The 11,936-nt window shown below is 34.7% G+C and carries 12 protein-coding genes and 1 tRNA gene; 4 read left to right on the top strand and 9 right to left on the bottom strand.

Going from position 1 to position 11,936, the window contains the following annotated elements; translation table 11 throughout:
• Window positions 1-615, top strand: a 615-nt coding sequence (locus FLA105534_RS08225) for a phytanoyl-CoA dioxygenase family protein (protein WP_246253194.1), incomplete at its 5' end; no start/stop codon positions are given.
• Between the two features lie 328 nt (window positions 616-943).
• Here the strand turns inward: FLA105534_RS08225 and FLA105534_RS08215 are convergent.
• The 7 genes from FLA105534_RS08215 to FLA105534_RS08185 all read right to left on the bottom strand — a co-directional run bounded on the left by FLA105534_RS08215 (window position 944) and on the right by FLA105534_RS08185 (window position 6,991).
• The gene (locus FLA105534_RS08215; RefSeq protein WP_173965532.1) at window positions 944-1,507 is read right to left on the bottom strand and encodes a phosphatase PAP2 family protein; all 564 of its coding nucleotides are present in this window, start codon (window positions 1,505-1,507) and stop codon (window positions 944-946) included.
• A gap of 1 nt (window position 1,508) precedes the next feature.
• Entirely contained in the window at window positions 1,509-1,856 is a 348-nt protein-coding gene (locus FLA105534_RS08210) for a Sec-independent protein translocase subunit TatA/TatB (RefSeq protein ID WP_173965531.1), read from the bottom strand.
• A gap of 105 nt (window positions 1,857-1,961) precedes the next feature.
• Window positions 1,962-4,202 (bottom strand): M1 family metallopeptidase, encoded by a 2,241-nt coding sequence (locus FLA105534_RS08205; RefSeq protein ID WP_173965530.1) that lies wholly within the window; start codon window positions 4,200-4,202, stop codon window positions 1,962-1,964.
• Between the two features lie 67 nt (window positions 4,203-4,269).
• Window positions 4,270-4,776, bottom strand: a complete 507-nt coding sequence (locus tag FLA105534_RS08200; RefSeq protein WP_173965529.1) for a DUF6702 family protein — start codon at window positions 4,774-4,776, stop codon at window positions 4,270-4,272.
• Window positions 4,776-5,525 (bottom strand): hypothetical protein, encoded by a 750-nt coding sequence (locus tag FLA105534_RS08195; RefSeq protein WP_173965528.1) that lies wholly within the window; start codon window positions 5,523-5,525, stop codon window positions 4,776-4,778. The genes FLA105534_RS08200 and FLA105534_RS08195 overlap by 1 nt, the downstream gene beginning before the upstream one ends.
• Window positions 5,515-6,240, bottom strand: a complete 726-nt coding sequence (locus FLA105534_RS08190; RefSeq protein ID WP_173965527.1) for a carboxypeptidase-like regulatory domain-containing protein — start codon at window positions 6,238-6,240, stop codon at window positions 5,515-5,517. Before FLA105534_RS08190 ends, FLA105534_RS08195 begins: the two co-directional genes overlap by 11 nt.
• A complete protein-coding gene (locus tag FLA105534_RS08185) occupies window positions 6,227-6,991 on the bottom strand; it encodes a carboxypeptidase-like regulatory domain-containing protein (RefSeq protein WP_173965526.1) in 765 nt (254 codons plus the stop codon). Before FLA105534_RS08185 ends, FLA105534_RS08190 begins: the two co-directional genes overlap by 14 nt.
• A 165-nt stretch (window positions 6,992-7,156) precedes the next feature.
• Between FLA105534_RS08185 and pepE the strand changes: the two genes are divergently transcribed.
• Complete coding sequence (pepE, locus tag FLA105534_RS08180) at window positions 7,157-7,864, top strand: dipeptidase PepE (protein ID WP_173965525.1); 708 nt, start codon at window positions 7,157-7,159, stop codon at window positions 7,862-7,864.
• 417 nt (window positions 7,865-8,281) lie between these two features.
• Window positions 8,282-8,602, top strand: a complete 321-nt coding sequence (locus FLA105534_RS08175; RefSeq protein WP_173965524.1) for a DUF805 domain-containing protein — start codon at window positions 8,282-8,284, stop codon at window positions 8,600-8,602.
• Window positions 8,603-8,683: 81 nt separating this feature from the next.
• On the opposite strand, the gene FLA105534_RS08170 is transcribed toward FLA105534_RS08175, so the two are convergent.
• Window positions 8,684-8,756, bottom strand: a tRNA-Gly gene (locus FLA105534_RS08170).
• 766 nt (window positions 8,757-9,522) lie between these two features.
• On the opposite strand from FLA105534_RS08170, the gene FLA105534_RS08165 reads away from it, so the two are divergent.
• The gene (locus FLA105534_RS08165) at window positions 9,523-11,106 is read left to right on the top strand and encodes a L,D-transpeptidase family protein (RefSeq protein WP_173965523.1); all 1,584 of its coding nucleotides are present in this window, start codon (window positions 9,523-9,525) and stop codon (window positions 11,104-11,106) included.
• Here FLA105534_RS08165 and FLA105534_RS08160 read toward each other — a convergent pair.
• Entirely contained in the window at window positions 11,095-11,817 is a 723-nt protein-coding gene (locus FLA105534_RS08160; protein WP_173965522.1) for a murein L,D-transpeptidase catalytic domain family protein, read from the bottom strand. The genes FLA105534_RS08165 and FLA105534_RS08160 overlap by 12 nt on opposite strands.
• Window positions 11,818-11,936 lie beyond the last annotated feature (119 nt).

Below are 11,936 nucleotides of genomic sequence, written 5' to 3'. Positions count from 1 at the left end.
GATTTTGATAACGCAACTTTTAGAAAGTCTCAGGATTTATTTGCCATTAGACAATTTCACAAAGAAGTTCCAGAAACTTTAGACTTTATTTTTAATGAAAATCTAAAAAACATTATCAAATCTAATTTTGGAAGCGGGTATTTCATAACCAAATCAATTTATTTTGACAAGCCCGAAAAATCAAACTGGTTTGTGGCTTACCATCAGGATTTAACTATTTCAGTTGACCAGAAAATTGAAGTTAAAAATTTCGAAAATTGGACTGTGAAACAAAATCAATTTGCCGTTCAGCCTCCTAAAGAAGTTTTAGAAAAAAATTTCACCATAAGAATTCATCTGGATAAAACAACAAAAGAAAATGGCGCTTTAAAAGTGATAAACAATTCACATTCTAAAGGAATTTTCAGAGTTGAAAACATGGATTTTGCAAATGAAAATGAAACCATTTGTGAAGTTGAACAAGGCGGTATTATGATAATGAAGCCTTTATTGTTTCACGCTTCCAATAAGACTACAAATAACGAGAGAAGAAGAGTTATTCATATTGAATTTAGCAATCAACAGCTTCCTTCCGGATTAGAGTGGAGTGAAAAAACAATTTTTCAAAATAATTAAAACCCGAGAGTCGAAACGGTTTTATTACCAATTCGTGATGGATTGACAATTAGCAGAGTGCTTTAGGAGAGGGGCTAAGGTTCTGAGGTGCTAAGATACTAAGGTGCTGAGGCGCTAAGTTTTTTTTCTGACTGATTTAATTGCTTTCAGCTTTAGCTGAAGGATAAAATAGGATTAAAAAAAGGCTTCAGCCGAATTAAATGCAGTTTAATTCGGCTGAAGCCTTTTTTATTTTTTAATATATATTTCTCCAGCTAAAGCTGGAGACAAATCAACAAAAAAACTTAGATCCTTAGCACCTTAGCTCCTCAGAACCTTCAAAAAAAATCTACCCCGGAAAATATTGTGGTTTCAACCTACGGTATACCAAATAAAGTAACGATCCGAAAAGTGCTCCTGCGAAATAACCAGTCAGAATGTCTCCCGGATAGTGCAATCCCAGATAAATTCGGCTGTAAGCAAAAATCAAGGGCCATAGAAAAATGAATCCCAAATACTTAATACGTCCTCGTAAAACGAAATATAAAAAAGTAGCTACCGCCATTGTATTGGCTGCATGACCAGAGAAAAAACTAAATGATTTTCGACTTTGTACCACACGAATAATGGTGTTGATGTCAGGATTGTTACATGGTCGCAATCGCTGAACAGTGTACTTTACCAAATTGGTAACCTGATCTGTAAACGTAATCAGAACAGCTATAAAAAGCAATAAATACAAGGTTTGTTTACCTCCCAATTTTTTAAAAATCAAATAAAAGAACAATAGAAAAAGAGGAGTCCAATTCAATTGACTTGTAATAATCAGCCAAAATTTGTCGTACGTTTCAGAACCTAAACCGTTAAGATACACCAATAGTTCGGTGTCTATTTTTTGTATTTTTTCGAGCATATTATCTTTGGCGTTTTACAGGTCCTGAGATTAAATCAATATCTTCTTTTACTTTGTCTATTTCTGTAGTAGTGTCTCCTAATAAATTAGCAGAATCCCCCATCAAATTACTCTTGGCATCATTAATCTGTGCATTAATGTTTCCTGTTATATCTGTAAGTGATCTCGAATCAAGACCGTTAGCCTCAGCTCCCTTTTGAATTTCGCTTTTAATATCGTTAGTTGCATTTTTTAATTGTGCCATCGCTTTACCCATTGTACGGGCGATTTCCGGCACTTTATCTGAACCAAAAAGCATTAGTACTATAAACAGTATAAAAACTAATTCTCCTCCTCCTATACCAAACATATCTTTTATTTTTGTGTGTCACAAAGATATTAAATTTTGCAACGGACCGTTTTAAAATTTACTTAAAAAAAAAAGACTCTTTTCAGAGTCTTTTTAAACTTATTATTAATCAAATTTTGATTTTTCTTCTATTTTCGGCCAGCTATTGTTGGTTACATCAATATCGGCAGTCATTAATTTTGGATCTATTTGAATGCTTTTGATTGCTTTTTCAGTGGCATAAACTTTCTTAGCGGTATCATTATTCTTTCTCCAGATTTGAGCCGGATACTGGAAATTTTCTTTTGTACCGTCTTCATAAGTAATCTCAACCAAAATTGGCATGATCATTCCTCCCGGTTTGTTAAACTCTACCTCATAGAAATATTTAGGCGATTTCAAGCTTGCTTTTTCCTCTGCTGTAAAAGTCTGACTAACGTAATCTGACAATAGTTTTACGTCTTGTACTTTTAAAGCTTTTTTACTAGAAGCATTTACTTCAGCATTATCACCTGCAACTAAATATACAAAAGGTCCTTTATCGAATCCAAAACGTCCTTTTCTAACTTTAATATCTTTGATATCTGCTGTTGGCGTTTCAGAAACATAATATTGTTTTACTTCTTTAATTCCGATATCTACAAAATCTGTCGAATAAAACCATCCTCTGAAAAACCAGTCTAAATCAACTGCCGAAGCATCTTCCATAGTTCTGAAGAAATCCTCAGGGGTTGGATGCTTAAATTTCCATCTGTTAGCGTATGTTTTAAAAGCATAGTCAAACAATTCTCTTCCCATTACAACTTCTCTTAAAATATTAAGACCTGTTGCCGGTTTTCCGTAAGCATTATTTCCAAATTGGTGAATGGTTTCAGAGTTAGACATAATAGGCTCTAAAAATTTCTGATCTCCACTCATGTAAGGAACAATATTCTTTGCAGGGCCACGTCTTGAAGGAAAGCTTGGATCACGTTCCTGTTCTGCCATATATTGCAAAAAGGAGTTCAATCCTTCGTCCATCCAGCTCCATTGACGCTCATCTGAGTTTACAATCATTGGAAAAAAAGTGTGCCCCACTTCGTGAATTACAACACCAATCATTCCGTTTTTAACTTCTTTGCTTGTTACTCCATTTTCATCCGGACGACCATAATTCCAGCAAATCATTGGATATTCCATCCCCTGATCTTCTGCTGAAACAGATACTGCTTTTGGATAAGGATAATCAAAAGTGTGCGCCGAATAACTTTTTAGAGTGTGCGCTACAACCATTGTAGAGGTTTCTCCCCATAAAGGATTCGCTTCTTTTGGATAAACAGACTCCGCCATAACGACTCTGTTTCCTATTTTTACAGCCATTGCATCGTAAATAAATTTTCTTGAAGAAGCAATTCCGAAATCACGTACATTTTTTGCACTAAATCTCCATGTTTTTTTCTTTTCCGAAAAACCTTTTTCTGCTGCCTCAGCCTCAGCTTGTGTTACAATTACAACCGGTTTGTCAAATGATTTCTGAGCCAGTTCGTAACGTTTTACCTGTTCTGGTGTGAAAACTTCGGCTCTGTTTGTCAATTCTCCTGTTGCATCAATAATATGATCTGCAGGAACTGTAATGTTTACATCAAAATTACCAAAAGGCAATGCAAATTCTCCACTTCCCCAGAACTGCATATTCTGCCAGCCTTCAACATCATTGTAAACGGCCATTCTTGGATAAAACTGAGCAATTACATATAATTTATTTCCGTCTTTGTCAAATGACTCGTAACCGGAGCGTCCGCCACCTTCTTTTCTATAGTTATTAACGTTGTACCACCATTTGATTGCCAGGGAAATTTTCTCTCCCGGTTTTAGCGGGGTTGCCAGATTAATACGCATCATCGTTTCATTGATGGTATAAGACATTGGGTTTCCTTTTGCGTCTTTTACCTGCTCGATATTAAAACCACGCTCTAAGTCTTTTTTCAAATATTTACTTGAAAATCCATCCAGAGGTAAAACAGGATTGATTTTTTCACTTTCCGCCAAAGAAGTCTGACCGTTTGCTTTGGCCTGATTTTGATCTAACTGTATCCACAAATACTCCAAAACATCAGGAGAATTATTAGAATATGTTATTACTTCAGAACCATCTATTCTTGATTTTTTATCGTCTAATTCAATATCAATTTTATAGTCTGCCTGCTGTTGGTAATAAGCCGGACCCGGTGCTCCCGAAGCGGTACGAAACATATTTGGAGTAGCTAACAGATCGTACATCTGGCTAAATTTGTTTGTGTCGTACTTCCCTTGTTGCTTTGGAGCAACTGTTTTCTCCTGACCGATAAGTATCGCAGGAAAAATCAACAATAATGAAAGTTTTTTCATAAAATTTTAATGGTAATTTTGTCAGGGTGTGAAAATAACAATTTAAAATAATAATTTTATATATTATTTAGTACTTTAACAATTCTTTCCTTGAAGATTCCGTAAACAGAACACTTTTCTTACTACCAAATGCCGTAATGTGCGTAATGTTCTGTTGTTCAACATTCCAATCCACTAAAATCGTGTTCGAAATCTCAATGGTTTTGAATTTATCAATGTCTTTTATTCGGGAATAACACACCAAAACATCGCTAGCCTCTACTTCTTTAGATAAAAAAGTAATGGGCTTTGATTGACCGTTTATTTTAATGCTAAAGTTTTCCGAAAGATATTTTTTTAACAACTCTACATCTGCTTCGGTTTCTTTATCAGTTCCAATAAATGTTTTCTTATGGTATTTTTTCTCCATACCATTATTCAGATCGTCAATAAAAATACGTGAAGTAATCTGAATCATTTTTTTTTCAGCGGCATAGTTGACCTGAAAAACGCCCACATAAAACTTATGAAATGCAAAAGCAGTGAGCGATAAAAACAATATACCAAGTAAAGGATAGATTACTTTATTTTTCATTACTGAGAAACTTTCACTTTTTTAAATTCCTTATTTTTATTAACTAAGAAATCGATCAATTCAAATTTTTGGTCTGGGTCAAGATGTTTTCTTGATTCCGGATCATTAGAGCAATACATTAAAAACAACTCAATCTCATCTTCTTTTAACCCTAAGGTACCTGTAAAGAAATTTGGTTTAAAATTGGATCTTGAATATTCAATAAAAGCCATATCAGTTATAACTTCCTCTTTGACTTCATCATTTTTAGAAAGCAACTTTTTAACATCTTTAAAAATTCTAACGAAGTCCATTCCGTACTTAATCGTCTGATCAGAGTACATTGCAATATTTTTAGCTGTAGACTGTTTATCATCCTCAAATTGCATATCAACATATTTCTGAGATCCTCCGCCCAGCGATTTCACTTTAAGATCTTTATGCACCAAAACTTCTTTCAACTCATTGCTTATGAGGTTTAAAGGCACCGAAAGCAAAATTTCAGCACAGTCTTTCTCCGTCAGTACAATTTTTTTAGATTGAAATGCCAATCCTGTAAATAACAAGGTGTCTTTAGGTCTTGCCATAATATCAAACAATCCGCCTGAACCAATAAATGTTCTGACATTGGCATTTACATTCATCACATAACCACTTTCAATGGCGAGAGACTTATTCGTAACTTGTCCGTGTAACGGTTTTCTTGAATTTTGTCCCAGTGCAATTTGACAAACCAGGCTTATAAGTAATACAGTTAGGCTATTTTTCATTTTCGAGAATTATTAGATATTTTCGGGCTAGATCGGTTAATAAAAACATACTCATTGTTTTGTTTTTAGTATCCAAAGATACGGCAAATTCAGCATCATCGACACAATATAATTGAAATCCTTTAATATCTGCCACAGGGATTCTCAATCGGTCTGTATAATAATTTTCATCAAAAAGGTATTCCATTTTCCTAAAAAGCATCTCCTTCTTTTCTACATTAACCTCTTTTTTAAGCATCGCAGTTCGTCCGGAAATCTTATTTAATAATTTGTCTACTGAAGTAGAAGTTGCGGTATAAACTTTTCGTTCTGCAGCTGTATATTTTTTTTGCCCGTATGGAATTATCCCTAAATTCTCAGCCGTAATATTAGCATTCTCGTTCACAACTACTTCTTTAAGTTCTACTTCTTTGGCTGTCATTTTAATTTGAAGCGAACCTGAATTCATATCTTCTGCAGTAATTCTCTTTTTATAACCTTCCAAATTTACCGCCGAAAACACCAAAACATCTCCTTCTTTTACCACAATCGAAAACAGACCATTTGCATCTGAAACCGCCGTTACCTGAGTCGCATTATTGATAATATTTACTGCGTCAACCGAAGTAGACTGCTCGAAAATCTGTCCAAAAATTTCTTTCGAAGTTTTATTTTGCGTAAAACCCAACTGAACAAACAGCAACAGGGCAATGTATATGATTTTATTTATTTTCACTTGCAATTATCTCTTTATACTTAACAGCCAATTCTCCCAATAAAAACTCCGTCGAAGTTTTGTTTTTAGAGTTCAGAATCACCGTGAATTTATCATTATCTACTGCATAATATTCGAATCCTTTTACATATTCCAGAGGAATTTTCAATCTGTCAACAAAATGCTCGAGCGTAAACATCCTCTCTAAAAGCTTCATAAAAGCTTCTTTTTTCTCTACCACTGCTTCTTTTTTAAGCATGGCGGTACGTCCCGAAAAAAAATTCAATAAAGGATCAGCAGAAACAGAGGCTCCCACCATACCTCCTGCGCTTGCCGACGCATTTAAATCGGTAGCTGTACGTAATTTTCGTTCGGCTGCCGTATATGACTTTTGCCCCGCAGGAATAATTCCCAAAGAAACAGCATTCACATTACTGTAATTTTTCACGATTACTTCCTGCAACTGATGCATTATCATATTGAGTTTCATCGTAAAGTTGATATCCGAAAAATTTTCCGCTGTTAACAACACTCTGCATTCCTTAAATTGTATGGAAGAAAAAACAAGTTCATCACCCGCTTTGGCAACAATCGAGAATGCACCTTCAACATCTGTTGTTGTCATTACCTCTGTCTGAGCATTGATTACATAAACACCTTCCAAATCAGTAGCATTCGAAGCTATTCGTCCGTTTAAAACAGCCTTGCCCTGAGCCTGTAACCAACCGGTTTGCCCTAAAACAATAACCAAAAAACAGATAACCTTATGCATTGATGACAATTTTTTAGTGTTTCTCTTAAAGCTGTAAAAATATCTTAATGTTCTCCAAATTTAATACTAAGGAGTTGGTAAAAATATGTTAATTAAACTCAATAAATAGGCCACAAAAAGAGAGTTTTTAATATCTTTAACCGATTCAACCTGAGTTAAAATTATATGAAAAGCATTATCATTGCCAGCACTTCCACTCTTCACGAAGGCAGTTATTTAGAGTATTTACTCCCTACTTTACAATCTCATTTTAAAAACTGCAATAGTATTTTATTCATTCCATTTGCAAGACCCGGAGGCATCTCGCACGACGATTATACCGCAAAAGTTTCACAGGCTTTTGCCTCAATCAACATTTCTGTTAAAGGAATCCATGAATTTGAAAGCGCAGAAAACGCCATAAAAAATGCAGAAGGAATATTTACCGGAGGCGGAAACACTTTTTTACTAGTCACACAATTGTACAAACACAATATCATGCAGCTTCTTGCCGAAACTGTAAAAAACGGAACACCTTATTTAGGTACAAGTGCCGGAAGTAATATTTGCGGATTATCCATGCAAACCACTAATGACATGCCTATCATTTATCCGCCAAGTTTTCAAACCCTGGGCTTAATCCCTTTTAATCTAAACCCGCATTACTTAGACCCGGATCTACAATCGAAACACATGGGAGAAACAAGAGAAACACGAATTAAAGAGTTTCATGCTTTTAATGCAATTCCGGTTTTAGGCTTACGAGAAGGCAGCTGGCTGGAAGTAAAAGGCGACAAAATTACCTTAAAAGGAAACCTGCAGGCTCGTTTGTTTCTGCAAAACGAAGCTCCAACAGAATTAGAAACAGAAAGCGATTTAAGCCATCTAAAGTAAAAATTCAACATTTATAAATTCCACTCTTTTTAAATTCCAAATTCCATTTTTAATCAAAAGTGGAATTTGGGATTTTTTTTGCATTTACCCGAAAGACACAAACAAAAAACCGCCTTCTTTACCACACCTGAAGACAAACCAGGCTTCATAAACAACATCGACACCTTAGTTGTAAAACCTAAATCTTACCACTTTTGCCCTTTTATCAACCACTTATTACATCATTCGTCCAATTATTACAAGTGACCAATACCATTTACTCCCTTGAATTACATTTGCTCCCGATTACAAGAAGATGGAGATTTTTAAATCAACATTCAATTTACAACCTAATATTACCTGGTAGAGTTGCACTACCCAAAAAACAAGGTGTATTTCGAAAAACCAAAGAGTAGAATAAAATTAATTTTAAACAAAATGAATTACGTAGTAGAAACTTTAAAAAAGTATGTAAGCATTAAAGGCAGAGCAAGAAGAAAAGAATATTGGTATTTTATATTATTTTACGTTATTGTGTCATTTATTCTCAGCTTTATCTCCGGATTAACCGGATTAACAATCTTGCAATTTCTAACACTAATACTTTTACCACCGACAATAACAGTAGGAGGAAGAAGAATGCAGGATGTTGGAAAACCTTGGTGGTATTCGTTTATCCCAATTTACGGTTTTATTCTTGCGATTAAAGAAGGAGACAAAGGTACAAATGAATATGGCCCAGATCCTAAAAAATCATAACACATACAAGCACTATATTTGCTTTTCAATTTAAGCCATAAACAAAAAATCCTCAAACAAAATGTTTGAGGATTTTTAAAGAGCGAAAGACGAGGCTCGAACTCGCGACAACCAGCTTGGAAGGCTGGAGCTCTACCAACTGAGCTACTTTCGCATTACTGTGGTGCAAATATAGAACATAAGTTCAGTTAAAAGCAAGCTTTTCGGCAAAAAAAATCAATAAAAATTCACATTTTTCGATAACTTATTTAAAATTAAAAAGTTATATCCTCAATTATTTTCCCTTATTTTTGGGTAGTTCAGCCAAAATAGCCTCAAAAGAAACTTATATCGTCCTTCACTCCATTTTCAGAAAAGAAAAATCAGCCGAAAATCGTATCTTTGATAGAGAAATTAAAAAAATAGCCTGTCAACAGGACTCATTTCGTAACCTATTGGGGGTAATTAATGGAAAATTGATTGAACATCCAGGTTTGCGGGAAGTGAAAATTGTGAAATGTCATATGTGGGATGTGAAATGTGGAGTTTGAAACTTGAAACTTGAAACTTGAAATTTGGAGTTTGGAATTTGGAGTTTGGGATTTGAAACGTGGAATTTAGAAACACTTCACTCAGGACATTATTTCGTAATAAAAATTTAATAAGAATTATTTCATTTTTTGAAAAAATCAAAGCTATATTTGCCGAAAAAATCAAATTCCGATTCAAGGATTATTTCAAAAAAGCCCTTATAGAAAAAGAATTTGAAAAGGCTTTCATCAAACATTGCAAAACCTACTGCAATGCCAACCAAGTCGATTTGATTTAATACCAAAACCGCTACTGTACATTTTACAAAAGAACGAAGCGTCATTCCCCAGACAATTCTGTTCGACTTGAAAAACACTGGCGAGATAATTTTATGTTTAAAAGAATATCAAATGAAGAATTTTTACTTCTTATTAGTAATATGCGTATTTATTGCCTGCAAAAAGGACACTCCTAAAATTATTCCTGTAGTAAAGAAAGCTACCCCAGCCATTATACTTACTGACGAAAGAAAGGTGACCATTGACACGGCTTTAATTGGTACTTTTAAAAGCGAAACGCTTAAACAGTTCTACAACTCATCCGAAAACTCTACAGTTTGGGGAAACTTAAAAAAAAGAACTTATGTGTTGTCGCAATTGTCAAATGCCGAACACTTAGGCCTAAATCCTGAGGATTATAAAGCTTCGAGGCTAAAAAAATTCGAAAGCAAAATCAGCTCACTAAGCGATGCTGATCTGGCAACGTATGATATTTTGCTTACTTATAATTTTGAAAAGTACCTCAACCACCTTTATAAAGGAAAACTTGATCCTAAAAAACTTTATACAGACTGGGACTTAGAAGAGAAAACATTTGATGTGAACAATGTCCTGATAAAAGCGTTCAATAAAAATAAACTGGACAGCATTGTCGACGGTATTCAGTCAAAGGCATCTCCTTACAAACAGCTATTAAAAGCATTGGAAATTATCGATACTTTTCCTGATGACGACGTTAAAACAATTGAATCAGTCAATAAAATTGTTTTAAACGATACCAATAATGCTTTGATCAACATCAAAAAAAGGCTTTTGTACTGGAAAGACATGACCGGAAAAGACAGCCTTACTTCAATTTACGATCAAAAAACTTTTGAATCGATTAAAAAGTTTCAGGAAAGACATGGCCTGGCTGCTGACGGAGTTATTGGAGTAGGAACCATAAACGCTTTAAACTTTTCGAAAGACAAAAGAAAAAAACAGATCATTGCTAACTTAGAACGCTGGAGATGGTATACTACTGATTTAGCCGAAAATTACTTTATTATCAACATTCCTGATTACAGTTTACATGTTGTCGAAAGCCAGGACACTACTTTGGTTCGTAATATTGTAGTAGGAACAAGTAAAAGAAAAACCCCAATTATCACTTCGAAATTAAAAACAGTAGTTTTTAACCCAACCTGGACGGTACCACCAACTATTTTAAAAGAAGATGTGGTTCCGGCAATGAAACGCAATCGGAATTATTTAGCCAATAAAAACATTACTATTTATGATACTTCCGGAAATGTAGTCCAGCCCAATGCCTGGAACGAAAATAAACCCGGAAATTACCGTTATGTTCAAAGTCCCGGTTACAACAATGCTTTGGGGTTGATGAAAATTTTATTTCCAAACAACCATAGTGTTTATCTGCATGACACCAACCACCGCAATAATTTCGGAAGAAGCAACCGTTCTTTAAGCTCGGGATGTGTTCGTGTAGAAAATCCGCTGGAACTGGCTGAGCATATTTTGGGTGATTCAACAAATTGGTCCAAAGACAAAATTGATACTATAATTGCCTCCAAGAAAACAACGAGTATCCGAATTACCAAAAAATACGCCTTATACCAATGGTACTGGACGGCATGGAGCAAAAAAAATCAGCTCATTTTCAGAGCTGATATTTATAATTTAGATTCAGATTTGTATGCTAAGCTAAGAAATTAACCTCTCTTCCATCGCGAAACTTCTGGATGGATGATAGATATACAAAAGCGATTTGTTTTTTATGATCTCGATGATTTCTTTAGTCATCTCCATTGGAATTGCTGGACATCCCTGACTTCTACCCAATCGTTTGTTATTTCTAATGAACGATTCCGAAACATAATCAGCACCGTGCATTACAACTCCTCGTTCGCGGGCATTGTCATTAACACCGTTCTCCAGTCCGTCTAAACGCAAAGAAGTGCCGTGTTTTCCCTGATATATTTCACCCGTCGCATAAAATCCTAAACTGCTTTTGAAAGATGAATTTGCATTTGAAAAATTAGATGCAAATTCTTCTCCGGTATTTCTACCATGAGCAACTAAGGAATTAAATAAAACAGTATTGGTTGCCAGATCGATTACCCACAAGCGTTTTGTGTTTGAAGACAAACTAAAGTCGATAAGTGTCAGGATATCTTTTTGAATTACACCTCTTTCTTTCAAGAGGTAAAACCCCTTTAGAGCCTCAGAAAAAGTTCTAAGTTCAGGAAGTGAAAAATGATTCGGATTTAAAGTATTATAGATACTTTCAATTTTAGAATCAACAGTAAGTGTTTTAACTTTAGCGATAGTTTTCACAGTCGCCTTTTTAACTTCGGTGGTATTATTTGAATCTTTACCAAAAGACAACAGTAAAAACACCAGTAACGGATAAATCTTGTAAATCATTGAATTTCTTTAGGTTAAACAAAGCTTGGGGTTTGGCAAAAGTATAAAAAAAATGTACCTGTCAAAATTTAAGACTATAAATCAGCCCTATTTTGTTGAAACTTTAACAAAATCAAAGT

Origin of the sequence: Flavobacterium collinsii, from assembly GCF_902804485.1 — a bacterium.
GTDB lineage: Bacteria > Bacteroidota > Bacteroidia > Flavobacteriales > Flavobacteriaceae > Flavobacterium > Flavobacterium collinsii.
The sequence above is the reverse complement of the archived record's forward strand: the minus strand, read 5'-3'. Positions and strand labels throughout refer to the sequence as shown.